Genomic DNA, 26,146 nt, shown 5'->3' with positions numbered 1-26,146 from the left:
TCCCGGTGGGAGCGGGCTTGCTCGCGAATGCGTCGGGACATCCAGCATCACTGCAAGCTGGCCCACCGCTTTCGCGAGCAAGCCCGCTCCCACAGTTGTTTTGGGGTGGACTCAGGACTTGCATACGCCGTGGATCCCGGTGGGAGCGGGCTTGCTCGCGAATGCGTCGGGACATCCAGCATCACTGCAAGCTGGCCCACCGCTTTCGCGAGCAAGCCCGCTCCCACAGTTGTTTTGGGGTGGACTCAGGACTTGCATACGCCGTGGATCCCTGGTGGGAGCGAGCCTGCTCGCGATAGCGGTGTGTCAGCCAAGATCAATGTGGCTGACCTGACGCCATCGCGAGCAGGCTCGGCTCCCACAGGGATTTTTGTTTCGTCAGTGAACGGTTACTGGGCGGCCGGAACGGCCAGCCACTGGCCAATCACCTTCTGGTAGCTACCATTGGCCTTGCTCAGGTGCAGCCATTGGTCGACGTACATTTTCCAGGTGTTGTCATCCCGTGGCAGCAGGTAGGCCTTCTCGCCATATTGCAGGTAGCGAGTCGGGTTGACGGCGCACAGGCCGGGCTTGAGTTTTTGCTGGTAGAGCGCTTCGGACGCGTCGGTGATCATCACGTCGGCTTTCTTGTCCAGCAGTTGCTGGAAGATGGTCACGTTGTCGTGGAAGCTGAGCTGGCCGTTGGGCAGGAACGCGCGGACGAAGGCTTCGTTGGTGCCGCCCGCCGGCTCGACAAGACGCACCGACGGCTGGTTCATCTGCTCGATGGTCTGGTAACGCTCCTTGTCTTCGCAACGCACCAGGGGGATCTTGCCATCCACGTCGAGGGTGGAGCTGAAATAGGCCTTTTTCTGGCGCTCCAGCGTCACCGAAATCCCGCCCATACCGATGTCGCATTGGCCTGCAACCATATCCGGCATCAGGGTCTTCCAGGTGGTCTGCACCCATTGCACCTTGACGCCGAGGCTGGCGGCCAGTGAGCGCGCCATGTCGATGTCGATGCCTTCGTATTCGCCAGCTTGGGTTTTAAAGGTGTAGGGCTTGTAGTCGCCGGTGGTGCAGACCTTCAGTTCGCCGCGCTGCTGGACCTGATCCAGCAGCGAGGGAGCCGGCTCGGCCAGGGCGCCGCAGGAGAGCGCCAACAGGCCACAGAACGTCATCGAGCTTGTTATGGTTTTCATAGGGATTGGACGTCTCGTAGCGGAGGGAAACAAGATCGGGGAGTGTAGTAAAAGTGCCGGCCGGCTGTCACTGCAGGCTTTCCAGGTAGGCGCAGAACATATCGGCCATGGCGTCGCTATACACGGCAACCTCCACGGGAGAGCGGGGCGCTGATGAAAAACGCTTGCCCACGGCGCTCAGCGTGGTGATCACCAGGTCACCTGCGAGGGCACGGGTTTGTGCCGGGGCGTCTGGCAAGGCTTGCAGCATGAAAGCGTCCACCGACTGTTGCACCGACAGCCGCGCGGCCTGGTGCTCGGGGGCGTCGCGGTAGAGCGGCGCGGCGTCGTTGAGGGCGACGCGTATTTGGGCCTCGTCGCATTCGGACTGGATGAACGCCCGCACCAGGGTGCGCAGGCGCTCGAAGGGCGGCTTGCGGTTGTCTTCCAGAATCTCGCGCAGCATGTCGCTGGTTTGCCGCCATTCATCGCTTTGCAGGCGGAACAGGATCGCCGCTTTGTTCGGAAAGTATTGATACACCGAGCCGACACTGACGCCCGCTCGCTCGGCAACACGGGCCACTGTGAAACGTGCCGCACCCTGGGTCGCCAAAACCTGAACAGCCGCCTCCAGAACGGCGGCGACGAGCTCGGTGGAGCGTGCCTGTTTCGGCTGTTTGCGCGAGGAAATCTGCGGGCTTGGGCGATCGGACATGCGGACGTGAACCTCGACAGGGAATGCGAATAGGAAACGCGACGGATTATTCGTATCTTGAATGCGACGAATTGATCGCATTCTAGTGGGGGCCACAGGCCGCGTTCAACGTCACATCGCATCCTTTCCGTGGGTAGGGTTATGACTCAAGAAAACATTCATCTCGGTGCCTCTGCGGTGCCCCAGGCATCCCTCGGTGCCAATCCGGTGCTCAAGCTGTTGCCGCTCACGCTGACGGTGTTCATCGGTTTTCTGACCCTGGGCATGCAATTGCCGGTGTTGCCTCTTCACCTGCATGACACCCTGGGCATGGGCACGCTGGTGATTGGCCTGGTGGTCGGCGCACAGTTCGCCGCGGCGCTGTTGTCACGGGCCTGGGCCGGCAATTTCGCCGACATGCGCGGTGGCAAGCGCGCGGTCATGGTTGGCCTGGTGACGGCGGCGATTTCCGGGTTGGTCTATCTGCTTTCCCTGGCGTTCGTTGCCACGCCTGTGACGTCGGTCTGGCTGCTGTTGGGCGGACGTGTGCTGCTGGCATTCGGGGAAAGTCTCATTGTCACCGGTGCGCTGGGGTGGGGCATGGGCCTGGTGGGCGCGCAGCATGCCGGCAAGGTCATGGCCTGGAATGGCATCGCCATGTACGGCGCCTATGCCCTGGGCGCTCCGCTCGGCGTGGCGCTGAATGGCGGTTGGGGGTTCACGGGCATTGCCGTCGCCACGGTGTTCGTCCCGCTGCTGGCGCTGCTGATTGTTTCAGGTGTGCGGGCGGTCGCCCCTACAGCGACCCGGCGGGCACCGTTCTACAAGGTGATGGGGGCCGTGTGGGTGCCAGGCATGGGGTTGGCGTTTTGCAGCGTTGGTTTTGGGGTCATCACGGCTTTTATCGCACTGTTGTTCGCGGCCAGGGCTTGGGGCGATGCCTCCCTGGCGTTCACCGCCTTCGGCCTGGCCTTCATCGGTGCGCGCCTGCTCTTTGGCCACCTGCCCGACAAGATCGGCGGGGCCCGTGTCGCCCTGGTTTGCGTGGTGATCGAAGCCGTTGGGCTGTTGTTGATCTGGGGGGCAGACACGGCGGCAATCGCCTGCTTGGGGGCGGCGTTCACCGGCTTCGGCTATTCCCTGGCTTTCCCGGGCTTCGGGGTGGAGGCGGTGAAGCGTGCGCCGCCGCAGAACCGCAGTCTCGCCATGGGGGCCTATGTCGCTTTCCTCGACATCTCCCTGGGACTCAGCAGTCCGCTGGCCGGGGCGTTGGCGGGTACGTGGGGCATCGGCGCGGTTTACCTCGGTGGGGCCGTGGCGGTGATGCTGGCCGTTGTCGTGGCGCTGGTGCTGTTGCTGCCGGAGGGCCAAGGCCGGCAGCCGGTTTGAGTCCGTCAGTGGTGTTCCCTCGATTGGTTTTAACAGGAGTTTGAAACATGCATGTATTCGTTACCGGTGCCACGGGCTGGGTGGGGTCTGCCGTGGTCCAGGAATTGAGGGGGGCCGGCTATCGGGTCACGGGCCTGGCCCGTTCCGAGCACAAGGTCGCTGCGCTGGCCGCGACCGGCGCGAAGGTGGTCCGCGGCACGTTGGAAGACCTCGACGTCCTGCACCAGGCCGCCTCGGCGGCGGATGCGGTGATTCACACCGCGTTCAATCATGACTTCTCGCGGTTTGCCGAGAACGCTGAGCAGGACCGCCATGTCATCGAAGTATTGGGCAGCGCGCTGCAAGGGTCTGAGCGGCCTTTGCTGGTGACGTCCGGCCTGCTGGGCTTGACCCGGGGCGCGAGCGAGCTGGAGGTGCCCAGCCCGGCTTCGCCGCGTAAGTCCGAAACGGCGGCCCGGGCGCTGGTGGAACGTGGTGTGCGGTGCGCGACCGTGCGCCTGGCACCCTCGGTCCATGGCCTCGGCGACTACGGATTCGTGCCTCTCCTGATTCGCCTGGCCCGGGAGACGGGCGTCTCGGCCTATCTCGGAGACGGCGGCCACTGTTGGTCGGGTGTGCACCGGCTGGACGCCGCCCGGGTCTATCGGCTTGCGCTGGAGCAGGGCGTGACGCAGTCGGTCTACCACGCCGTCGCCGACGAGGCCGTGCCGTTCAAGGCCATTGCCCAGGCGATCGGTGGTGGCCTGGGGTTGCCGGTCGAATCCCGGGAGCGCGAGCATTTCGGCTGGTTTGCCCACATGGCAGCGGCGAACATGGCGGTGTCCAGCGAATACACCCGTGCCTTGCTGGGATGGATGCCAAGTGGCCCGGGCCTGTTGGATGATCTTGAGTTGCCTGGTTACTACGCTGGATAAGGGGTACCTGTGGCGAGGGAGCTTGCTCCCGCTGGGTTGCGCAGCGACCCCAATGTTTTACGGTCGCTGCGCAACCGAGCGGGAGCAAGCTCCCTCGCCACAAGTGCTGTGCGGGCCTCTAGCGGGAAATGATCCCGTGGTCGATCGCGTATTTCACCAGGGCCGCGGGTTTGTCGATGTTCAGCTTGCGGCGGATGCTCAGGCGATGGGTTTCGACGGTGCGTACGCTGATGTCCAGTTCACGGGCCATTTCCTTGTTGTTCAGGCCCTGGACCATTTTCGCCAGCACTTGGCTCTCCCGTGGCGTCAGCTCGTTGTCGCTGTGCGGGTCGGTGGCGAGTCGCTGGGCGATCTCGGCACTGTAGAAGGTGCCGCCGCTGATGATGGCCTCGATGGCCGCGATGATTTCCCGCGATGGCGCGTTCTTGAGCACGTAGCCGCTGGCGCCGGCGCGTACGGATTCGCTCACGTACTCATAATTGTCGTACATGCTGAGGATGAGGATCTTGAGGCTGGGGTATTGCTTGCCCAGCAATCGGGTCAGCTCAAGGCCGTTTTTGTCCTTGAGGCCGATGTCCATCAGCAGCAGGTCCGGTTGGCAGCGACCGACCATTTCGATCGCCTGTGCGCCGTTCTCGGCTTCGCCTACCACGTCCAGTTGCGGCATCACCGAGAGCAGGGCCCTGATGCCGTCGCGGACCAAGGAATGGTCGTCGACCAGCGCGACGCGAATCACGGGAGGCAGGGTCATCGGCAAGTGCTCTGGTTGGAGAGGGGGCATCAGCTTTGCGTGACCGAGAGGTTCATGGGCAGCAGGATGTCCAGTTCGCTGCGGCCTGGCACCGACGTCACTTCCAGGCGTCCGCCGAAATGCTCGACCCGTTCGCGGATGTTACGCAGGCCGATGCCGGCATGGCCGCGTTCCACTTGCGGGACGTTGAACCCCATCCCGTCATCGACCACCGTCAGGCGCAGGGACTGGCTGGAGCCGAATAGGCTGATGCCGACGCTTTTCGCCCCGGCATGGCGCTCGATATTGGTCAGGGCCTCCTGGGCAATGCGAAACAGCGAGACGGGGGCGCCATTTTCCAAGCGGCAATCGAATTCGTTGCTGCGGTAGGACACTTCCAGCCCGCTGCGCTGCTGGAATTCGCTGGCGAGCTGGCCGATGGCGGCGGGCAGGCCCAAGGTGTCGAGCAGGGAGGAGCGCAAGTCGTGGGAGATGCTACGGATCTCGCCGATGGCGTCGCCTAGCCGGTCGGTGGCGGTCTTCAGGATACCCAGGCCGTTGTCCTGACCGTTCTCCAACACATGGCTGGCCAGTTCGAACTGGAACTTGATCGATACCAGCAATTGGCTGATGCCGTCATGCAGCTCGCGAGAAACCCGTGAGCGTTCTTCTTCCTGCAGGCTGACGATGCGCTGGTTCAGCCGCTGCAGCTTCTGGTCCGCCAGGCGATGTTCGCTGACGTTCAGGGTCATGCCTCCGGCGAATACCAGCAGGACCGCTACCAATGCGATGGCAGCGATGGCTTGCATGGTGGTGTGGATGCCATGGGCGACTTCGTCACGGGCTTGTTGGGTGGCGCGTTCGACATCCTCCAGGTAGATCCCCGTGCCAAGCGTCCAGCCCCATTTGTCGAGCCTCACGACGTAGGCCAACTTGTCGGTCACCTGGCCGGAGGAGGGCTTGTTCCAGGCGTAGCGCTGGAAACCATCGCCTGACTCGGCGCTTCTGATCAGCGCCTGGATCACCGGCAAGCCGTGGGGGTCTTTCATGTCCCAGAGGTACTGCCCGACCAATTCCGACTGGCGGGCATGCATGAGGCTGCGACCCTGGCGGTCATACACGAAAAAGTAACCGTTGATGCCGAAGCTGAGCTTGCGCAGTTCTTCCAGGACCTGCTGTTGCGCGCGCGCGTTTCCCTGGCCGTCGTCATACAGCGGGGCGATCAGGCTCTGCGCCATCTCGACATAGTTCTTCAACTCGGCGCGCTTGCTCGCCAGGATGCTGTCTTCGATCAGTTGCGCCTGTTGATCGCCCAATTGGCGGTTGAGCGAGATCACCAGGGCGCAGATGACCGCGATGGCCAGGACCAGCGGCAAGATCCCGAGGGCGACGATTTTGTGTTTGAGCAGCATCTGTACTCCTGTCCGGGCTCGGCGGGGAGGCGAATGGCGGCATCATATGCCAAACCAGCCTGCCCGGCACAAACCTGTGGAGCAAGACATGTGGGAGCAAAGCTTGCTCGCGATGCAGGCGCCGCGGTTTATGGAAAACCGTATCGACGCTATCGCGGGCAAGCCTTGCTCCCACAGGGGGAATTGGGGTTCTACGTAGTACTACGGATTTATTTGTTGACCCGTTGCAGGGATATTGGGTCGGCTCCGAATAGCCGGGGCACACTATAAAAACAATCGCCGCAATCCACTGGATATCGGCAGGAGACATGCAATGACAACCCGTCTGGTTAAACACCTCGCCTGGTTTGCCGTGGCTGTTCTGGGAGCCTGTGCGTTGAGTGTCGTGGCCTTGCGCCGCGGCGAACCCATCAACGCCCTCTGGATCGTCGTCGCCGCCGTGGCCATCTACCTGGTCGCCTACCGCTACTACAGCCTCTTCATCGCCAACAACGTGATGCAACTCGACGCGCGCCGGGCCACGCCTGCCGTGCTCAACAACGATGGCCTGGACTACGTCCCGACCAACAAACACATCCTTTTCGGCCACCACTTTGCGGCCATTGCCGGCGCGGGGCCGTTGGTCGGGCCGGTGCTGGCGGCGCAGATGGGCTATTTGCCCGGCACGCTCTGGCTGATCGCCGGCGTGGTGCTGGCCGGTGCGGTGCAGGACTTCATGGTCCTGTTCCTGTCCACCCGCCGCAACGGTCGCTCCCTGGGCGACATGGTGCGCGAGGAAATGGGCCGCATTCCTGGCACCATCGCGCTGTTCGGCTGCTTCCTGATCATGATCATCATCCTCGCGGTGCTGGCGCTGATCGTAGTCAAGGCCCTGGCCGAGAGCCCGTGGGGCATCTTCACGGTGATGGCGACCATCCCGATCGCGATGTTCATGGGCATCTACATGCGCTACATCCGCCCGGGCCGCATCGGCGAGATCTCGATCATCGGCGTGCTGTTGCTGCTGGGTTCGATCTGGCTGGGCGGGCAGATCGCCGCCGACCCGGTCTGGGCCAAGGCCTTCACCTTCACCGGGATCCAGATCACCTGGATGCTGATCGGCTACGGTTTTGTCGCGGCGGTGCTGCCGGTGTGGCTGATCCTGGCGCCACGGGACTACCTGTCCACGTTCCTCAAGATCGGCACCATCGTCGCCCTGGCGATCGGCATCCTGGTGACCATGCCCGAGCTGAAAATGCCGGCACTGACCCAGTTCACCGACGGTACCGGGCCGGTGTGGAAGGGCGGTCTGTTCCCGTTCCTGTTCATCACCATCGCCTGCGGCGCGGTTTCGGGGTTCCATGCGCTGATCTCCTCGGGGACCACGCCCAAGCTGCTGGATAACGAAACCAACGCCCGCTACATCGGTTACGGCGGCATGCTGATGGAGTCCTTCGTGGCGATCATGGCCATGGTGGCCGCTTCGGTGATCGAGCCGGGCGTGTACTTCGCCATGAACAGCCCGGCGGCGATCGTCGGTTCGGACGTGGTGGCCGTGGCCCAGACCGTTAGCAGCTGGGGTTTTGCAATCACCCCCGATGCGCTGCAAGCGGTGGCCAAGGACATCGGCGAGACCACCATCCTGGCCCGTGCCGGCGGTGCGCCGACCCTGGCGGTCGGGATCGCGCAGATCCTGCACTCGGTGCTGCCGGGTGAGAACACCATGGCGTTCTGGTACCACTTCGCGATCCTGTTCGAAGCGCTGTTCATTCTCACCGCCGTGGACGCCGGCACCCGTGCCGGACGGTTCATGCTGCAGGACCTGCTTGGCTCGTTCGTGCCGGCCCTCAAGCGCACCGAATCGTGGACCGCCAACCTGATCGCCACCGCCGGCTGCGTGGCGCTGTGGGGTTATCTGCTGTACCAGGGCGTGATCGATCCGCTGGGCGGCATCAACACCTTGTGGCCGCTGTTCGGCATCTCCAACCAGATGCTGGCCGGGATCGCCCTGATGCTCGCCACCGTGGTACTGATCAAGATGAAGCGCCAGCGCTACGTCTGGGTCACGCTGCTGCCGGCGAGCTGGCTGCTGATCTGCACCACCACCGCGGGCCTGATCAAGCTGTTCGACGCCAACCCGGCGATCGGCTTCCTGGCCCTGGCGCGCAAATACAACGATGCCCTGGCCGCCGGCCAGATCCTGGCCCCGGCCAAGAGCATCGAGCAGATGCAGCACGTGGTGTTCAACGCCTACACCAACGCAACGCTGACGGTGTTGTTCCTGTTCGTGGTCTTCAGCATCCTGTTCTACGCGCTCAAGGTTGGCATCGCCGCCTGGGGCACGAAAGAACGCACGGACAAAGAAGCACCATTCCAGGCCCTGCCGGACGCTTGATAGAGGATTGCAACGATGTTCAATGACTTGAGTCGCCTGGGTAAATACCTCGGTCAGGCCGCGCGCCTGATGGTCGGCATGCCCGACTACGACAACTACGTCGAGCACATGCAAACCAAGCACCCGGACAAGCCGATGATGGACTACGAGGCGTTCTTCCGGGAACGCCAGGAGGCCCGTTACGGCGGCAAGGGTGGGCCCAAGTGCTGTTGACTTGAGCTGAACCCAACCCCCATGTGGGAGCGGGCTTGCTCGCGAAGGCGTCGGGTCAGTCGCCATTGATGTGGCTGACACACCGCCTTCGCGAGCAAGCCCGCTCCCACAGTTGTTTTGGGGTGTTCCCAGGATTTGTTGACACCACAAAACTGACAGGCATGGCGATAGCACCTGGTGCTCCACGCAAAATACTTAACCCATAAGTTTTTAAAGGGTATTTCATTCCAGCCCCACGGACCTGGCTGAATGCCCCGGTCCAGACGCTTGGCAAGAGGCAAAACGCCATGCCTCACTTGGCGAAATCAGGCACATAGGTGGCGCGTTCAGGTAACTAACTCAAGAGGGAAGGCAGGTAACGTGGCGCAACTTTTCACCGCAAGTGCGCACGTTCGCCCAGGGTGGATCAATACAAATCTGATGGTGCCGCTTCCAGGAGGGGCGGAAAAACCGAAACACCGATTGTTCCTGCGCGCGCCTCAATGTTCGATCACAAGAGAATAAGAAAATGACCAGCCCCAGCTTCAAGGATTCGAACGGCCATCTGGCACAGGGCTTCAAGCCTCGTCACGTCACCATGCTGTCCATTGCCGGGATCATCGGTGCGGGTCTGTTCGTGGGATCGGGTCATGCCATTGCCGCCGCCGGCCCGGCCGTCATGCTGGCCTATCTGTTTTCCGGGACGTTGGTGGTCCTGGTCATGCGCATGCTGGGTGAGATGGCGGTCGCCAATCCGGACACTGGCTCCTTCTCCACCTATGCCGACCAGGCCATCGGGCGCTGGGCCGGCTTCACCATCGGGTGGCTCTACTGGTGGTTCTGGGTGCTGGTGATTCCCATCGAAGCGTTGGCCGCCGGTCATGTGCTCAACCAATGGTTTCCCGCCGTCGATGCCTGGCTGTTCGCCTCGGTGTCGATCGTTTTGCTGGCGGTGACGAACCTGTTCAGCGTGTCGAAGTACGGTGAGTTCGAATTCTGGTTCGCCATGGCCAAGGTCGTGGCGATCATTGGTTTTATCTCCCTGGGTTTCGCAGTGCTGATGGGCTGGATTCCCGAGCGCGAAGCCAGCGGCCTGGGCCGGTTGATGGAGGAGCATGGCGGGTTCGCCCCCAACGGCCTGTCGGCGGTAGTGGGCGCGTTCATCACCATCATGTTCAGCTTCATCGGTACGGAGGCGGTGACCATCGCGGCGGCTGAATCCGACAACCCCGCGCAGAACATTGCCAAGGCCACCCGTTCGGTGATCTGGCGCATCGGTGTGTTCTACCTGCTGTCGATCTTCGTGGTCATTTCCGTGGTGCCGTGGAACGATCCACTCCTGGCTTCAGTGGGCTCCTACCAGCGGGCGCTTGAGTTGATGAACATTCCCCACGCCAAATTCCTGGTGGATGTGGTGGTGCTGATTGCCGTGGCCAGTTGCATGAACTCCTCGATCTACATCGCCTCGCGGATGCTGTATTCCCTGGGCCGTCGCGGCGATGCGCCAAAGGCCGTGAAGGTGACGTCCTCGGCCGGTGTGCCACGGTCCGCGGTGATTGCCAGTACCGTGCTGGGCGCGGGTGTCACCTTGTTCAGCTACTTCATGCCCGCCGGCCTGTTCCAGTTCCTGCTCGCCAGCTCCGGTGCCATCGCCTTGCTGGTGTACCTGGTGATCGCCATCTCGCAACTGCGCATGCGCCGGATGCTGCAACGACAGAACATCGAGCTGCCTCTTCGCATGTGGTTGTTTCCCTGGTTGACCTGGTTGGTCATCGTGTTCATCTCGGCGGCGCTGGCGGTCATGATGATCTCGCCCGAGCACCGCAGCGAGGTGAGCACGACCCTGGGCCTGGCGCTGATCATTTCGTTTATCGGCCTGGCGACGTCGCGGCATCCACCCCAGCCCGAGAGCGTCGCTTCCCTCGGCTGATCCCTCATTTTTTACCCTGTTGACGCCACGTTACTGGCGTCAACAAACCCTCTTTCCAGCCCATTCAAGACGCAAAAACCTCAGTCTTGAAGCGCGGCCCTTCCGCCTGTCACCCACTTGCAAACCCAGCCCTGCGAACCGGCACTAACCCGCGGTCGCGTTGTCAGTAATTGGCGTCTGTGGGGATGAGGATCGTCCCTGTTATCGGCATATCAGCTGGATGGTTTTTCTCGAGCACTTTCGGGGAAAAGAGCTTTGCGATGGATTGCGTCCTGGACCGACCCTTTCTCTTGCAGGCGATTTTCCCATGGGGTTTCTACTCGATCCACGTCATGACATCGATGCTGCCTTGCTGAGCTACCGCCGGGTGTTCTGGGCCCTGGCGCTGTTCAGTGGCGTGATCAACTTGCTGGTGCTGGTGCCGTCGCTGTACATGATGCAGGTCTACGACCGGGTCCTCACCAGCCGTAACGAAACCACCTTGTTCATGCTCACCTTGATGGCCCTGGGACTGTTCATGTTCAGTGCCCTGATCGAGTGGGTGCGCGGCGAGGTGATGATTCGCATGAGCGCGGGGCTGGACGATGCCTTGGGCGAGCGGGTATTCGACGCCGCCTTCGCCCGCAGCCTGCGGGAACACAACGCTAACCCGGCGCAGGTGCTCACTGACCTGGCGACACTGCGGCAGTTGATCACCGGGCAGGGCCTGATCGCGCTGCTCGACGCACCCTGGCTGCCGATCTTCCTGCTGGTGGCGTTCATCTTCCATCCCTGGTTCGGCGTGCTGACGCTGGTGCTCGCCCTGGTGCTGATCGGCTTGGCGCTGTGGGGCGAACTGGCGACACGTACGCGCCTGGGCGAAGCCAATCGCCTGGGGGTGCAGTCGTCAATCTATGTCAACAGCACGTTGCACAACGCTGAAGTCATCCAGGCCCTGGGCATGCTCGGGCCGTTGCGCCAGCGCTGGAGCCTGTTGCAGCAGCGCATCATTGCCGCCCAGGCCCATGCCAGCGACCGCGGTGCGCGCATCACCTCGGCGACGCGTTTCGTGCGGATTTCCGGACAATCCCTGGCCCTCGGGCTGGGGGCCTTGCTGGTACTGGAAGGCCAACTGTCGGCGGGCATGATGATTGCGATGTCGCTGTTGCTGGGGCGAGCCCTGGCGCCGGTGGAAATCGCCATCGGCTCGTGGAAGCAATTCAATTCCGGGCGCCAGAGCTACCAGCGCCTGAGCCAACTGTTGGCGCAGCACCCTCGTGATCGCTTGCGCATGCCATTGCCGCCGCCCACCGGGGCGGTGCGCCTGGAGCAGTTGTATGTCGGCCCGCCGGGGGCTTCGCAACCGATCCTGCGCGGGATCAATTTCAGCCTCGCCAAGGGCGACGTGCTGGCCGTGGTCGGGCCCAGTGCCAGTGGCAAATCGACCCTGGCCCGCGCCCTGGTCGGGGTCTGGCCGGCCATGGGCGGGTCGGTGCGCCTGGACGATGCCGAGATCAGCCAGTGGTCCCACGACGCCCTGGGCCCGCACCTCGGCTACCTGCCCCAGGACATCGAGTTGTTCGACGGCACGGTCGCCGACAACATCGCCCGTTTCGGTGAGCAGGACGCCGACCAGATCATCGCTGCCGGACGGCATGCCGGTATCCACGAAATGATCCTGCGGTTTCCCAAGGGCTACGACACGCCGCTGGGCCCCGGCGGGCTTGGCTTGTCCGGTGGGCAGAAACAACGCCTGGGCCTGGCGCGCGCGCTCTACGGAAGGCCCTCGCTGATCGTGCTCGATGAACCCAACTCCAATCTCGATGACGCCGGCGAGCTGGCGCTGGTCCAAGCCATCAGTGCCCTCAAGGCGGCCGGCAGCACTGTGGTCTTGATCACGCATCGGCCCAGTGTGCTGGCGGTGGTCGATCACATCCTCGTGTTGAAGGACGGGACTCAACAAGCGTTCGGCCCTCGGGACCGGGTGCTCAAGGCACTGATGCCGGGGCCGCGACCGGCCGCGGTCCGGGAGGCGGGCGGCGATGCGTGATCTGATCCCTGAGGCACAGACCTACAGCGAGCAGGGGCTGAGCGTGCGCGGCACCACGACACTACCCAGCGCTCGGACTGATGCCGGGAATGCGGCGCGTTATGGCGTGGGATTCCTGGTCCTGACGCTGGGCGGTTTCCTGCTCTGGGCCTGCCTGGCGCCACTCGACCAGGGAGTGGTGGGCAGCGGCACCGTGGTGGTGGCGGGGGAGCGCAAGGCGGTGCAGTCGTTGGTCGGCGGAGTGGTGGAAAAGCTGCTGGTGAGCGATGGCGACCGGGTTACCCAGGGGCAATTGCTCGTGCAACTGAACACGGTGCAAGCGCAGTCGCAACTGGACGTGACCCTGGGCAAGCTGCTCAATGATCGCAGCATCGAGGCACGCCTGATTGCCGAGCGCCTGGGCAGCGCCGAGATCCAATGGCCTGCGCAGCTGCTGGCGCGCGCCGACGAGCCACGAGTGAAGGCGGCCATGGCCTTGCAGAGTCAGCTGTTCATCACACGTCGTGCGGAGCTGGGCAGCCGCTTGCAGATCATCGAGCACGAAGTCGCGGCGTTGCAACAACAGTTGCTGGGCTACGAAGGCGTCAAGCGCAACTACGACGCGCAGATGCGTTTTCAGCAGCAGGAGCTTGAAGGCCTGCGTGACCTGGCCCGGGAAGGCTACGTTCCGCGCAACAAACTGTTCGAGGCCGAGCGCAACGCGGCCCAGTTGGCGGGGCAGATCGCCTCCGGCGTGGGGGATGTCGGCAGGACCCGCCAGGCGATCAACGAAAGCCGGCTCAAGGCCTTGCAGGCGCAGCAGGAATTTCGCCGCGATGCCGAGACGCAGCTCAGCGAGGTCTCGGCCGAGGCGGCCGGTTATGCCGATCAGATCCGGGCCTTGCAGTTCGAAGTGGACAACGGTGCGATCCGCGCACCGGTGGCCGGGCAGGTAATGGACGTGAGCATTCATACGGTCGGCGGCGTGGCGCAGGCTGGCCAGACCCTGATGCAAGTGGTGCCGCTGGATGCGCCGATGGCGATCACCGCCCGCTTCGAGCCGCTGATGGCCAACAAACTGCGCCCGGGCCTGCCGGTGCACGTGCATTTCACCGCGCTGCAACGGGTGGATACGCCGACGGTCACCGGCACCGTGACGACCGTGTCGGCCGACCAACTGATCGACGAGCAGACGCACCTACCGTACTTCTCCGCCAAGGTCGAGATTCCCGCCGACACCGTGGCCGCGTTGCAAAGCGCCGGCCTGCTGGTGCGCCCCGGCATGCTTGCCGATGTCACGGTGGTGACGGGCGAACGCACCTTGATGAATTACCTGATGAAACCGTTGCGTGAACGCTTGCTGGCAGCCTTCAAGGAGGAATGAGCATGGTCGACCGTTGCCGCTCTTGCGTGCGTGTACTGCTAAGCCTGTGGACCGGTTGGGTGGTGCTCAGTCCTGTGTGGGCCGCGGAGAGTGGCTTGAGCCTCACCGCTGCCTACGATGCCTCGCGCCTCAACGATCCGACCGTGCAAGCGGCGGCCCACGCCTTTGAAGCCTCGCGGCACGAGGAGGACATCGGTCGCGGCGGCCTCTATCCGCAAGTCTCGCTGTCCTCGCGTTATGGCTACGGTGGGCGGACCGACGGCGGCGACGACAGCAGTTACGTCAACAGCAATGATTACCAGGCGAACAACGTCACCCTGGCGGCGCAACAACCGCTCTACGACAAGGCCCGCTGGGCGGCGTACCAGGAAGGCAAGGCGCGGGGGAAACTGGGCACCCAGGTGTTCGACGTGGCCGGCCAGACCTTGTATGACCGAGTGGCGAAGGGGTATTTCGACGTCGCCCGGGCCGAGAACGAGATCAAGCTGATCCAGCAGCAGAAGGCGGCGATCCAAGGCTTGGTCATCCAGAGCAAAAAGCTTTATGAGGGCGGCCAGGGGGCGATTACCGATATCGACGAGGCCCAGGCGCGGCTCGACCTGGTGCAGGCCCAGGAAGCCGAAGCCCAGGCCCGTCGCGTGGCGGCATTGCGGGCGTTGTCCGGGCGGGCCAGTGTGCCCATCGATGACATCCTGCCGATGCGCGAGGAACTGGCCGCCGGTAGCCCGATCCCGCCGGAGCAGGACTTGCCATACTGGACCGCGATTGCCCGTCAGGCCAGCCCCGAGCTGGCCGCTCGGCTGGCAGCGGTGAAAGTCGCCGAGGCCCAGGCCGACAGTCAGCGTGCTGGTCATTATCCGACGTTGTCATTGACCACTCAGTTGACCCGCCGTGAAACCCGTCAATACCAGGAACTCGACCCGCGCCAGGACACCTATTATGTGGGGGTGCAGTTGGACATTCCGCTGTACCGCGGCGGGGCGGTACGGGCCTCGGTGGCCAAGGCCGAAGCGCAACTGGCGGGTGCACAGTCTGACTACGACGTGCAGCGCCAGCAGCTGGCCGAGGACATCGAGGCCGATTACCTGGGCGTCGTCGCCGGGTTCGCCAAGAGCAAGGCCATGCAGCGGGCGGTGGAGTCAAACCAGCGAGCGCTGACCTCGACGGAAAAAGGCTTCCAGGGCGGGGTGCGTTCCACGGTGGATATCCTTGACGCCCAGCAGCGACTGTTCCAGGCCCGCCGGGACCTGCTCAACACCAAGCTCGACATGCTGCAAAGCTATGTGAGCCTGCACACCCACACCGGCCAGATGAACCGCGCAGTGCTGGAGCAGGTGCAAAGCCTGTTCTAGACAAGCCTGGGTTCAAGTTTGAGCATCCCTGTGGTTGCCTGGATTTTCCTGGCACCACAAACCCCCTGTGGGAGCGAGCCTGCTCGCGAAAGCGGTGTGTCAGTCAGCATCCCTGTTGGATGTGCCGGGGCCTTCGCGAGCAGGCTCGCTCCCACAGTTTTGATCATGGTTGCCCTGGGTTTTTCTGGCACAGCAGGGCCCCTGTGGTTGACCTGGATTTTTCAGGCACAGCAGAGCCCCTGTGGTTGACCTGGATTTTTCAGGCACAGCAGAGCCCCTGTGGTTGACCTGGATTTTTCAGGCACAGCAGAGCCCCTGTGGTTGACCTGGATTTTTCAGGCACAGCAGAGCCCCTGTGGTTGACCTGGATTTTCCTGGCACAGCAGGGCCCCTGTGGTTGCCCTGGGGTTTTTCTGGCACAGCAGGGCCCCTGTGGTTGACTTGGATTTTTCTGGCACAGCAGGGCCCCTGTGGTTGCCCTGGGTTTTTCTGGCACAGCAGGGCCCCTGTGGTTGACTTGGATTTTTCTGGCACAGCAGGGCCCCTGTGGTTGACTTGGATTTTTCTGGCACAGCAGGGCCCCTGTGGTTGACTTGGATTTTTCTGGCACAGCAGGGCCCCTGTGGTTGCCCTGGGTTTTTCTGGCACAGCAGGGCCCCTGTGGTTGCCCTGGGTTTTTCTGGCACAGCAGGGCCCCTGTGGTTGACTTGGATTTTTCTGGCACAGCAGGGCCCCTGTGGTTGACTTGGATTTTTCTGGCACAGCAGGGCCCCTGTGGTTGCCCTGGGTTTTTCAGGAACAACACGACTCCTGTGGGAGCGGGCTTGCTCGCGAAAGCGGTGTGTCAGTCAGCATCCCTGTTGGATGTGCCGGCGCCTTCGCGAGCAAGCCCGCTCCCACAGTTTTGATCTGCGGTTGACCTGGATTTTTCAGGCACAACAGAGCCCCTGTGGTTGACCTGAATTTTTCAGGCACAACACGACTCCTGTGGGAGCGAGCCTGCTCGCGAAAGCGGTGTGTCAGTCAACATCCCTGTTGGATGTGCCGGCGCCTTCGCGAGCAAGCCCGCTCCCACAGTTCTGGTCTGCGGTTGTCTTGGGTTTTTCAGCTCAAGCCCCCCCGGAGGGGGCTTGGGTCAGGCAGTGAAGTCGCTGGCGTGCAGCTCCTTGACGCCGACCAGTTCGAATTCGAACTCGGGGGTGGCGTCGGCGTTGGTACTGCCGGAGAGGACGCCATCGACGAAGCGCAACTGGCCGGTGGCATTGCTGGCGTCGAAGGCGTTACTGCCGATGAACGTGAAGGCATCGACCCCGGCGGTCAGTGGGTTGGCGTCCAGGTCGGTGAGGTCCAACTTGTCGAACTCGGCACTCTTGAAACCACTGATCACATCGCGCAAAGCCCCGACGCCCATGTCCGACAGCGCACCAAACGCGTAGGTGTCCGCGCCGGTGCCGCCGGTGAGGTTGTCGGTGCCTGCGCCGCCGATCAAGCGGTCATCGCCCGAACCGCCCACCAACGTATCGTTGCCGGCCCCGCCGTCGAGGACGTTTGCCGCACTGTTCCCCGACAGCGTGTCGGCGGAGGCGCTGCCTACCAGGTTCTCGATGAATTTCAAGGTGTCGAGCCCGGAACCCACGGTGTTCTGCTGCGCCGACGTCGAGAGGTTGACGGTCACGCCGGACAGTGCCCGTTCATAGCTCGCCGTATCCATGCCATCGCGTCCATCCAGGACATTGTTGCCGGCACTGGCGAACAACGTATTGTCCAAGGCGTTGCCGGTGCCATTGGCGGCGCCGGGGCTATCGACATACAAGTTCTCGACGTTACTGCCCAAGGTGTAGGCCGCCAGGCTGCTGTGCACGCTGTCGATCCCGCCGGTCACTGCGTTGGTGCTGGTCTCGATCACGCTGTCGTCGGCATTGTCGACAAAATACGTGTCGTTGCCATCGCCGCCGCTCATGCTGTCAGCCCCGGCGGCGCCGTCGATCACGTTGTTGGCGACATTGCCGGTGATGAAGTTGCGCCGTTCGTTGCCGGTGCCGTCGATGTCCGACACGCCGGTGAGCACCAGGTTCTCGAGATTGGCCCCCAGCGTCCAACTGACCGAGGCTTGCACCGTATCGATCTGCGCGGTCGAGGTGTTGGTTTCCACCACGCTGTCGAACGCATTGTCGACCACGTAGATGTCGTTGCCATCGCCACCGGTCAAGGTGTCGGCGCCCAAGTCGCCATCCAGGTTGTCGTTGCCCGCACTGCCCACCAGGGTGTCGTCCTGGTCGGTGCCGGCGATCATCCCGCCCTGGTTCTGGCCTTTGTTGAAGATGTCCTGCACGCTGTTATTGTCGTCGGGGTTGCCCTGGAAGCCGAGGTCATTGGCAATGTAGTCCGCCAGGCGTTGGCCGACGATCTCCGCCGATTCCTCGTGCAGGTGCCAGACGTCATCGGGATACACCAGCGGATCGACTTCGTAGCGCAACGGCAAGTCGGTGTAGTCCACCGCCAGCTTGACGTCGGCGCGTTCGGCGGCCATGGCTTCCTGGGCGGCGCGGACATAACCGACGCCCTCGACGATGGCGGCGATCTTCTCTTCCGAATAACCCCGGGCCCGGGCCGCGTCCTCTGAGTAATGACCGGTTTCCATCAGGTACACGCTGAAATTGCCGAACTGGGCATGCAGGTAGTCGAATACCTTCAAGGTCGCGGCCTTGTACGCAGCCGCCGCTGCGGCCTTGTCCGTGGCACGGGCGATTTCCTGGGCGGCTTCCTCGCCCTGGCCCCAGATGATGCCCATGGTGACGTTATCGATCGACTGCAGTTCGGTGCGCTGGTCGCGCAGCAACGTCACCGCGCGCAACAGGGCCGGCCCGGGTTGGTTGGTGTCGGTCAACCACCAGCACAGCTTGAGTTCCTCGGCGCTGAGTGTGGAGAGGCCGTTGACCGTGCTGCCGCCCACCGCGATGTCGATGCCGTTGCCATCGGCATCGTTGAACTGGCTGCGCACGTCGTAGGTGGTGTAGCGGTTGAGGTCGTTGACCAGCATCGAAGTGCCGGATTGATCATCGTCCTCGCTCATGCGCAGCAGGCGCGCGTTGGATTGACCCAGGGTTGGCAGGTAGAGGATGTCCTGCTGGGCGCGCTCGGCGAAGACGAAGTCGTTGGCGGTAAGGGTGTTTAGGTAGTTGCCATTGAGGGCGATCTCGAAGCGATTGCCATCGGCGTCGGCTTCGGCGGACTTGACGTAGGTCTTGTCGCCGGCCGCGTTGAGAGTCATGTACAAGGTGCTGTTGGTGCCGTCGCCGAGACCAAGAAAACCCAACCCGGAGACGTCGATTTTGTCGACGCCGGCTGTGAAATCGTAAATCGTGTCGGTGGCCGTGACACCACCGGTGTCGTAGTCGCGGTAGCTGTCGGACAGGTTGCTGTAGCGAAACGTGTCGGCGCCATCACCGCCGTACAGCGAGTCGCGTCCGGCACCGCCATCGACGATATCCGCACCGGTGCCGGCCTTGATCGTGTCGTTGCCGCCAAGCCCGAGGATCAGGTCGGCGCCCGTCGTGCCATTGAGTGTCTCGGCGTTGGCGGTGCCAGTGATGGTGTTGGCGGGCGCATCGGCGACCACCAGGGTGAAGTTGTCGCTGACCGAGGCGCCTGACGGATCGGTGGCCTTGACCAAGACGTCGTAGTTGCCCGCCGCGGTACTGGTGGGCGTGCCGCTGAAGGTCAGGTTGGTGGCATTGAAACTCAGCCAGGCGGGCAGGGCGTTGCCGTTGGCGAGGGTTGCGGTGTAGGTCAGCACATCCTGGTTGGCGTCGCTGAAGCTGTTGCTGGCCACGGTGTATTTGAACGGCGTGCTCTCACTGGCGTTCTGGTCCAGGAGCGGGGTGACCACCACGGGCGCCACATTGGTGGGGGTGCCTTGGTCGGCGAAGACGAAGTGACTGGCCGTCAGGCTGCTGACGAAGTTGCCCGCCATGGAAATCTCGAACCGGTTGCCGTTGGCATCCACCGTCAGGTCCTTGAGGTAGGTGCGGTTGGTCGACGAACTGTAGGTGACCTGCAGGGTACCGTTGAGCCCGTTGCCCAAGCCCGTATAGCCGAGCGCGGAAACGTCGATCTTGTCGGCGGCCACGTCGAAGTCAAGGATCTGGTCGCTGGCGCTGGTGGAACTGGTGCGATAGCTGTCGAGCTTGGAGGTATAGCGGAACACATCGGCGCCCGTGCCACCGGTGAGCTTGTCGACCCCGGTGCCGCCGACCAGGATATCGTTGCCGGCGCCGCCATTGAGGGTGTCGTTGCCCGCGCCACCGAACAGTTGCTCATTGGCAGCGGTGCCGGTCAGCGTGTCGTTGTTCGGTGTTCCATTGATCACAATGGCGGCGGGGACGTCCTGCACGGCGAGGGTAAAACTGTCGCTGACGGTGGCGTTGCTGCCATCGGTCGCGGTGACCTGGATCGAGTAGGTGCCCGATGCCGTATCGGGTGGCGTGCCGTTGAAGGTGCGGGTGGCCGCATCGAAGGTCAGCCAACTGGGCAGGGCGCTGCCATTGGCGAGCCTGGCGGTGTAGCTGAGGCTGTCGTTGTCCGGATCGGTGAAGCTGGTGGCCGGCACCACGTAGTTGAACGGGGTGTTTTCGGTGGCGTTCTGGTCCAGCAACGGCGTGGCCAGCACGGGCGCCTGGTTGGTCGGCGAGGAGGTGGCGAAGACGAAGTTGGCGCTGGTCAGGGTGTTGAGGTAATTACCGTCCAGGGCCACCTCGAAGCGGTTGCCGTTGGCGTCGGCCTCCAGGGATTTGATGTAGGTCTTGGTGCCGGCGCTGTTGAGCACCAGGTACACGGTGTTGTTCTTGCCATCTCCCAGGCCGGTGAAGCCCATGGCCGAGAGATCGATTTTGTCGGCGCTGATGTTGAAGTCGGTGATCAGGTCGCCGAGATTGGCGCCGCCGGTGTTGTAGTTGCGGTAGCTGTCCAGGCGATTGGCGAACACAAAAGTGTCCGCGCCCGTGCCGCCGGTGAGGGTGTCCATGCCGGCACCGCCGTCGAGCTTGTCGTCGCCGGCGCCGCCACTGAGGCTGTCGTTGCCCGCCAGGCCGAGCAGGGTGTCGGCCGCATCGCTGCCCAACAGCGAGTCGCTGCCGCTGGTGCCGGTGATCACCCGGTTGAAGATGAAGTTATTGGCGGTCAGGGTGCTGGCGAGGTTGCCCGTGAGGATCAGCTCGAAGCGGTTGCCGCTGGCGTCGGCGTCGAAGTCCTTGATGTAGGTCCGGTTGTTGCTGGCGCTGTAGCTGACTTGCAGGGTGCCGCCGCGGCCGTTGCCCAGGCCGGTGAAACCGAGGCCGGCGAGGTCGATCTTGTCCTGGGTGACGTCGAAATCGGTGATGGTGTCATCGAAGCTTGTCGTCGCGTTGCGGTAACTGTCCGACTGCGCGACGAACCGGAACGTATCGGCGCCGGTGCCGCCGGTGAGTTTGTCGATGCCCGCGCCGCCTACCAGGATGTCGCTTCCGGCCCCGGCGTTGAGAGTGTCGTTGCCTGCCGCGCCATAGAAAATCTCGCTGGCGCTGGTGCCCGTCAGGATGTCGTTGCCCGCCGTACCTTGCACGGTCGTCATTGGCACCGTGGCGCTGACGTAGCTGCCGTCGCCGTAGACCAGCGTGGCGCCCTTGCTCGTGTGGCTGATGGTGTTGGCGATGATGGCGTTACGGTCGGTGCCGTCTTCATTGCGCTCGGCGACACCGTAGGTCGACAGGTCGCTGCCGCTGATAATGTTGCCCTGGATGAGGTTGTCGCTGCCGTTGAAATACTTGCCGGACACGCCCAGGGTATCGTCGTAGGACTGGATGATGATTTCCGGTACGGCGCCGCCCAGGGAATTGTTGTTGAGCGTGTTGTCGATGACCTCGACGTGGTTGCTGCCGTAGATGCGGATCCCGGCGCTGGCGTTGTCATGGATATCGACGCCGGTGACGGTGACCTCGCTGGAGAGCTTGATCAGCACGCCTTCGGCGCCGTTGCCGTACACCTCGCCGCCCGTGATGGTGATGTTGCTGGGGGAGGGGATGTCCTCGCTGCCGCGCTGGACCACGATGCCATTGCCACCGTTGTCGTAGGCGACGTTATTGGTCATGGTGAAATCGTGAGTGCTGGTGACGACGTTGAAACCGTGGCGGTCGTTGTTGTAGGCAATGTTGTTTTCGAAGGTGCTGTCGCTGAGGAAGTCGGCGACGAAGCCGTCCAGGCCGTTGCCGTGGGACACGCTGTTCTTGATGACCATGTTGACGGTCTGCTCGTGGGGGTCGAAACCGTACCCGGAGCAATCCTTGATCTCGACGCTGTCGAGGGTGACGTTGGAATCGTAGCCTTCTTCGCCGGGGATATAGCCGTTGAACCAGCCATCGACCTTGCCGGTGGTGCTGTCGCGGTTGCCGTCGATGGTGAGGTTGCTCACGCCGAAATCATGGGTTTCTTCACCATAGGCCGAGCGGATGATGCCGGTGATCTTGGTGTCGGAACCATCGGCCAGCTTGACCGTGGTGTCGCCCATGCCGTCGCCGTACAGGTAGACGTTGCTCTTGAGCATCAGGCAGCCATCGGAAGGTTCCTCGCCCCCCGAAACGATGTAGGTGCCGGTGGGCATGTACACCTGCCCACCGCCGGCCGCGGCCGCCGCATCAATCGCACTTTGGATGGCTGCCGTGTCGTCGGTGATGCCATCTCCTTTGGCGCCAAAATCTTGTACGTTGAAAATCATGAGCTTATCTCCGTATCAGGCTTAAACCTCGGTAGACGCCAACATTCCATCGACGACCTCGGTGTTATGACCCAACGGAACGCAAAAGTTGTGACCGCATATCGGGGAAAGTGTCAAAAAGCTGGAGTAACTGATCAGCGGTATTGCCGGGATGGGCAGGAGTAACGTTTCGTTGACGCTTCAAGGCCGAACGATACCCCCTGTGGGAGCGGGCTTGCTCGCGAAGGCGGCGAATCAGTCGACATCATCGTGACTGACACACCGCTTTCGCGAGCAAGCCCGCTCCCACAGGTTCTCCCCCACAGGTTCTGTGGTGACTGATGGGAATTTCCTTGATTGGCATCAACCCCTCCTCCAGGACCACGGGATAACCTCGAATAAACCATCGCCCCGCTGAAGAGGGCGTCGAGGACTTCCATGAGTTATCCGCTGCTTTTGACCTTGCACCTGTTTGCCGCACTGGTGTTCATCGGCACGGTGTTCTTCGAAGTCCTGTTCCTGGAGAGCATCCGCAAGCAACTGCCCGCCAAGGTCATGGTGCTGCTGGAGCAAGGCATCAGCCAACGCGCCCGGCAGTTGATGCCGTGGGTACTGCTGGTGTTGTTCGGCGCGGGCGGCGGCATGGTCTGGTTGCGATACTGGCCGGCGTTGTCGTCGCCGTTGCAATCGTCCTTCGGTGTGCTGCTGGGCCTGAAGATCCTGTTGGCGGGCAGCGTGCTGGGGCATTTCCTCTGGGCGATGTGGCTGTTCCGCAGCGGGCGCATGAACGCCCGCTACGTGCACATCATCCATGTCAGCGTGTTCCTGCACATGGTCGCGATCGTGCTGCTGGCCAAGGCCATGTTCTACGTCACCTGGTAAGCGTTGGCGGCGGGCTGCCAGGGCGCTTGATACAGGTCAAGGTGGCCCGGCGCGCAGGCGTGCAAACTGGCCCCGCACCGCCACTCGGAGATTGTCATGTTCGACCCGTTCCATACCCTCGGTGAGCGACCCTCGGGACGTGCCCCGGTGGTGGCTGATTTCGATTGTCCGGTCGGCACGCGCAGGTTCCATGCCGGTATCGGCTCCCTCGACCTGCTTCGAGGATTACGTACCAGCCGCCAGAAACGACGGCCCCTGTCCCTGGCGGTGCACCTGCCTTCGCGCTTGCGGCTGGCGTCGTGTTCGCCCCTGGCCAGCGACTGCCGATGCGGCGAGATCGAGGGCTATCTGCAACGCCTGGCCTATGAAATGGGCTTGGTCGGTTGCCACCTGGGGGCCGGGCGGCGCGTCGAGCAGTTTTGCCTGACGGGCGGCACACCGGTGATCGCGCATCTGCAGAAGCTGATGAGTGACCTGCGCAAACGCTTCGACTTCTGCGAGTTCGACGGTGCTGACCACAGTATCGAGGTGGACCTGCATCACACCGACTGGTCGACCATGGGCCTGATCCGTGACCAGGGTTTCACCCATGTCAGCATCGGCGTGCCCGACATTGGCGTGGACAGCGATCTATCGGTCGATTGCTACCAGAACCCGGCGCCGATCCATTCATTGATCGATGCGGCACGCACGTTTGGTTTTCGCTCCATCAACATCGACTTGGGCTACGGCCACGCCTGGCAGACACCGGACAGTTTCGCCCTGAAACTGGCGACGCTGATCGAACTGGAGCCGGACCGGTTGCACGTTTTCGACTACGCCCGCGCGCCTTATCGTTATCGCTCGAAGAACGCCGGGCTGGCCGGAACCTTTTGCAGCCCCGCCGACAAGGACGCCATGCGGCGCATCTGTTGCGAACAGTTGATCGGTGCCGGTTATCACTACATCGGCCTGGGCCAGTTCGTCAGGGCCGACGATGACCTGGCGGTGGCTCAGGAACATGGACGCTTGCACCGCAATTGCCAGGGTTTTACCCGTCACGGTTGCTGTGACCACGTGGGCTTCGGCTTGTCGGCCATCACGCAGATCGAGCACCTGTACGTACAGAACACCGACGACCTGCTTCTCTATTGCCAGCAACTGGACGCCGGGCAATTGCCGGTGTGTCGTGGCTGGCGTTGTGAGGCGCAGGACCAGGTCAGGGCGAGCGTGACCGAACAGCTGTCCTGTGACCTGGAGTTGGATATACAAGCCATCGAGGCGCGCTTCGGCCTGGTGTTTCGCGAGCACTTCGCGTCCGCCTGGCCGTTGCTGGAAGCGTTGCATGACCAGGGATTGATCGAACTGTCGAGCCGATTCATCGGCATCCTGCCCGCCGGGCGATTGAATGTGGACGCGATCTGCAACCTGTTCGACCCGGCACCGGATGACGCAAGCCCACACGCTTTTGAAAAGTTGACCCCCTCATGAAAACTGCCTCCGGTTTCAATCGTGCCCTGGTGGAGAAATACGACCGCCCGGGACCGCGCTACACGTCTTATCCGACGGCCCCGCAGTTCCACCAGGCCTTTGCCATGGACGAATACCGCCAGGCCGCCCAGCGCAGCCACCAGGCGCCACAGCCAAAGCCGTTGTCGGTGTACATCCACATTCCGTTCTGCCAGAGCCTTTGTTATTACTGCGCATGCAACAAGATCATCACCCGCAAGACCCATCGCGCCGCCGAATACCTGACTTACCTCAAGCGTGAAATAGCCTTGCAAGCGGCGTTGTTCGACCGCTCGCGCAAATTGACCCAGCTGCATTTAGGTGGCGGCACGCCGACTTACCTGACCCATGAGCAACTGGCTGACCTGATGGACTGCCTGCACCAGGCGTTCGATATGGACGACAGCGACGCCCACGAGTTTTCCATCGAGGTCGACCCACGGACCATCGATGCAGAGCAGATCCAAGGCCTGCGCCAGCTGGGCTTCAATCGCCTGAGCTTCGGCGTCCAGGACTTCGACGCCCAAGTGCAGATCGCGGTCAATCGGGTGCAAAGCGAAGCCCAGGTCGTCGAGCTGGTGGAGGCCGCGCGCCGGGCGCACTTCAAGTCCGTCAGCGTCGATCTGATCTATGGCCTGCCGTTGCAGACCATCGCCAGTTTCGACGTCACCTTGAGCAAGATCATCGCCCTGCGTCCGGATCGGATCGCGGCCTACAGCTACGCCCACCTGCCGCAACGGGTGCGGGCGCAACGGATGATCCGCCCGCAAGACATGCCACCGCCCGAGCGCAAGCTGGAACTGCTGGAGCTGACCATCAATCGCTTGACCGAAGCGGGCTATGTCTACATCGGCATGGACCACTTCGCCTTGCCGGATGACGAACTGGTGCGCGCTCGCGCCCAGGGGACCCTGCAGCGCAATTTCCAGGGCTACTCAACCCACGCCGATTGCGACCTGATTGGCCTGGGCGTGTCGTCGATCGGCAAGGTGGGTGACAGCTACAACCAGAACGTCAAGGAGCTTTCCCAGTATTACGCCTGGTTGGATCAAGGCCTGCTGCCCGTGCAGCGCGGCTATCGGCTGAGCGACGATGACCGGCTGCGGCGCGAGGTCATCAGCGAACTGATGTGCCATGGGCGCATCGACTTCGGTCGGATCGACCGCGAACACGGCATCCGATTCGGCGAATACTTCGCCGATGCCCTGGACCGGCTCCAGGAGCTGGTGCGCGACGGGTTGCTGGACATCCGTGACGACGAGCTGGTGTTGTTGCCCCAAGGCCAATTGATGATGCGCAACGTCGCCATGGCATTCGACGCGTACCTGGGGGCGGACCAGATGGTTCAGTATTCGCGCACGGTCTGAAGCCCGAACTGCTTTTGTGGCGAGGGAGCTTGCTCCCGCTGGGCTGCGCAGCAGCCCCAAGGAAGCTAGCCACAATCAACCTGAAACACCGCGATGGCTGTTTTGGGGGCTGCTGCGCAGCCCAGCGGGAGCAAGCTCCCTCG

16 protein-coding genes are annotated in these 26,146 nt (G+C 62.9%); 11 read left to right on the top strand and 5 right to left on the bottom strand.

What is annotated here, in order from left to right; translation table 11 throughout:
• Positions 1-389 precede the first annotated feature (389 nt).
• Together J3P88_RS18370 and J3P88_RS18365 are read right to left on the bottom strand one after the other, a co-directional pair.
• Positions 390-1,181: a transporter substrate-binding domain-containing protein gene (locus tag J3P88_RS18370; RefSeq protein ID WP_411384576.1), complete on the bottom strand. Its 792-nt coding sequence runs from the start codon at positions 1,179-1,181 to the stop codon at positions 390-392.
• Between the two features lie 67 nt (positions 1,182-1,248).
• Positions 1,249-1,875, bottom strand: a complete 627-nt coding sequence (locus tag J3P88_RS18365; RefSeq protein ID WP_434570808.1) for a TetR family transcriptional regulator — start codon at positions 1,873-1,875, stop codon at positions 1,249-1,251.
• 141 nt (positions 1,876-2,016) lie between these two features.
• On the opposite strand from J3P88_RS18365, the gene J3P88_RS18360 reads away from it, so the two are divergent.
• Positions 2,017-3,243, top strand: coding sequence for an arabinose transporter (locus tag J3P88_RS18360; protein WP_434570806.1), 1,227 nt, complete (start codon positions 2,017-2,019; stop codon positions 3,241-3,243).
• A gap of 47 nt (positions 3,244-3,290) precedes the next feature.
• Entirely contained in the window at positions 3,291-4,157 is an 867-nt protein-coding gene (locus tag J3P88_RS18355; protein WP_434570804.1) for an SDR family oxidoreductase, read from the top strand.
• A gap of 118 nt (positions 4,158-4,275) precedes the next feature.
• Here the strand turns inward: J3P88_RS18355 and J3P88_RS18350 are convergent, their stop codons facing one another.
• The gene (locus tag J3P88_RS18350) at positions 4,276-4,908 is read right to left on the bottom strand and encodes a response regulator (protein WP_186730920.1); all 633 of its coding nucleotides are present in this window, start codon (positions 4,906-4,908) and stop codon (positions 4,276-4,278) included.
• Between the two features lie 29 nt (positions 4,909-4,937).
• Entirely contained in the window at positions 4,938-6,299 is a 1,362-nt protein-coding gene (locus J3P88_RS18345; RefSeq protein ID WP_434570802.1) for a cache domain-containing protein, read from the bottom strand.
• Positions 6,300-6,612: 313 nt separating this feature from the next.
• Here J3P88_RS18345 and J3P88_RS18340 point away from each other — a divergent pair, with 313 nt between their 5' ends.
• From J3P88_RS18340 to J3P88_RS18315, 6 genes are all read left to right on the top strand, one after another.
• Positions 6,613-8,673 (top strand): carbon starvation CstA family protein, encoded by a 2,061-nt coding sequence (locus J3P88_RS18340; RefSeq protein ID WP_434570800.1) that lies wholly within the window; start codon positions 6,613-6,615, stop codon positions 8,671-8,673.
• Positions 8,674-8,688: 15 nt separating this feature from the next.
• Positions 8,689-8,886: a YbdD/YjiX family protein gene (locus tag J3P88_RS18335; RefSeq protein WP_003182142.1), complete on the top strand. Its 198-nt coding sequence runs from the start codon at positions 8,689-8,691 to the stop codon at positions 8,884-8,886.
• Between the two features lie 508 nt (positions 8,887-9,394).
• A complete protein-coding gene (locus J3P88_RS18330) occupies positions 9,395-10,795 on the top strand; it encodes an amino acid permease (protein ID WP_434570798.1) in 1,401 nt (466 codons plus the stop codon).
• Between the two features lie 307 nt (positions 10,796-11,102).
• Positions 11,103-12,824 (top strand): type I secretion system permease/ATPase, encoded by a 1,722-nt coding sequence (locus tag J3P88_RS18325; RefSeq protein ID WP_186731086.1) that lies wholly within the window; start codon positions 11,103-11,105, stop codon positions 12,822-12,824.
• On the top strand, positions 12,817-14,187 hold the full coding sequence (locus tag J3P88_RS18320) for an HlyD family type I secretion periplasmic adaptor subunit (RefSeq protein ID WP_186710289.1): 1,371 nt from the start codon (positions 12,817-12,819) through the stop codon (positions 14,185-14,187). The genes J3P88_RS18325 and J3P88_RS18320 overlap by 8 nt, the downstream gene beginning before the upstream one ends.
• A gap of 2 nt (positions 14,188-14,189) precedes the next feature.
• Positions 14,190-15,539 (top strand): TolC family outer membrane protein, encoded by a 1,350-nt coding sequence (locus J3P88_RS18315; protein WP_434570795.1) that lies wholly within the window; start codon positions 14,190-14,192, stop codon positions 15,537-15,539.
• Between the two features lie 1,135 nt (positions 15,540-16,674).
• Here J3P88_RS18315 and J3P88_RS18310 read toward each other — a convergent pair.
• On the bottom strand, positions 16,675-22,287 hold the full coding sequence (locus J3P88_RS18310) for a putative Ig domain-containing protein (protein ID WP_434570793.1): 5,613 nt from the start codon (positions 22,285-22,287) through the stop codon (positions 16,675-16,677).
• Positions 22,288-22,704: 417 nt separating this feature from the next.
• Between J3P88_RS18310 and J3P88_RS18305 the strand changes: the two genes are divergently transcribed.
• From J3P88_RS18305 to hemN, 3 genes are all read left to right on the top strand, one after another.
• The gene (locus J3P88_RS18305) at positions 22,705-23,148 is read left to right on the top strand and encodes a CopD family copper resistance protein (protein ID WP_186710294.1); all 444 of its coding nucleotides are present in this window, start codon (positions 22,705-22,707) and stop codon (positions 23,146-23,148) included.
• A gap of 96 nt (positions 23,149-23,244) precedes the next feature.
• Complete coding sequence (locus J3P88_RS18300) at positions 23,245-24,618, top strand: coproporphyrinogen III oxidase (RefSeq protein WP_186710295.1); 1,374 nt, start codon at positions 23,245-23,247, stop codon at positions 24,616-24,618.
• Complete coding sequence (gene hemN / locus J3P88_RS18295; protein WP_186730657.1) at positions 24,615-26,003, top strand: oxygen-independent coproporphyrinogen III oxidase; 1,389 nt, start codon at positions 24,615-24,617, stop codon at positions 26,001-26,003. Before J3P88_RS18300 ends, hemN begins: the two co-directional genes overlap by 4 nt.
• Positions 26,004-26,146 lie beyond the last annotated feature (143 nt).

The sequence above is a fragment of the Pseudomonas sp. Z3-6 genome (assembly GCF_051131985.1).
Taxonomy (GTDB): Bacteria; Pseudomonadota; Gammaproteobacteria; order Pseudomonadales; family Pseudomonadaceae; genus Aquipseudomonas; species Aquipseudomonas zanjanensis.
Note: the sequence above shows the minus strand (reverse complement) of the source record. Positions and strands in the feature narration are given on the sequence as shown.

Bases quoted from the DNA above. Each gene is read 5' to 3' on its own strand.
- J3P88_RS18345 (WP_434570802.1), bottom strand. From the start codon at position 6,299: ATGCTGCTCAAACACAAAATCGTCGCCCTCGGGATCTTGCCGCTGGTC.
- J3P88_RS18300 (WP_186710295.1), top strand. From the start codon at position 23,245: ATGTTCGACCCGTTCCATACCCTCGGTGAGCGACCCTCGGGACGTGCC.
- J3P88_RS18315 (WP_434570795.1), top strand. From the start codon at position 14,190: ATGGTCGACCGTTGCCGCTCTTGCGTGCGTGTACTGCTAAGCCTGTGG.
- J3P88_RS18360 (WP_434570806.1), top strand. From the start codon at position 2,017: ATGACTCAAGAAAACATTCATCTCGGTGCCTCTGCGGTGCCCCAGGCA.
- J3P88_RS18330 (WP_434570798.1), top strand. From the start codon at position 9,395: ATGACCAGCCCCAGCTTCAAGGATTCGAACGGCCATCTGGCACAGGGC.
- J3P88_RS18305 (WP_186710294.1), top strand. From the start codon at position 22,705: ATGAGTTATCCGCTGCTTTTGACCTTGCACCTGTTTGCCGCACTGGTG.
- J3P88_RS18310 (WP_434570793.1), bottom strand. From the start codon at position 22,287: ATGATTTTCAACGTACAAGATTTTGGCGCCAAAGGAGATGGCATCACC.
- J3P88_RS18335 (WP_003182142.1), top strand. From the start codon at position 8,689: ATGTTCAATGACTTGAGTCGCCTGGGTAAATACCTCGGTCAGGCCGCG.
- J3P88_RS18325 (WP_186731086.1), top strand. From the start codon at position 11,103: ATGGGGTTTCTACTCGATCCACGTCATGACATCGATGCTGCCTTGCTG.
- J3P88_RS18350 (WP_186730920.1), bottom strand. From the start codon at position 4,908: ATGACCCTGCCTCCCGTGATTCGCGTCGCGCTGGTCGACGACCATTCC.
- J3P88_RS18320 (WP_186710289.1), top strand. From the start codon at position 12,817: ATGCGTGATCTGATCCCTGAGGCACAGACCTACAGCGAGCAGGGGCTG.
- J3P88_RS18355 (WP_434570804.1), top strand. From the start codon at position 3,291: ATGCATGTATTCGTTACCGGTGCCACGGGCTGGGTGGGGTCTGCCGTG.
- hemN (WP_186730657.1), top strand. From the start codon at position 24,615: ATGAAAACTGCCTCCGGTTTCAATCGTGCCCTGGTGGAGAAATACGAC.
- J3P88_RS18340 (WP_434570800.1), top strand. From the start codon at position 6,613: ATGACAACCCGTCTGGTTAAACACCTCGCCTGGTTTGCCGTGGCTGTT.
- J3P88_RS18365 (WP_434570808.1), bottom strand. From the start codon at position 1,875: ATGTCCGATCGCCCAAGCCCGCAGATTTCCTCGCGCAAACAGCCGAAA.
- J3P88_RS18370 (WP_411384576.1), bottom strand. From the start codon at position 1,181: ATGAAAACCATAACAAGCTCGATGACGTTCTGTGGCCTGTTGGCGCTC.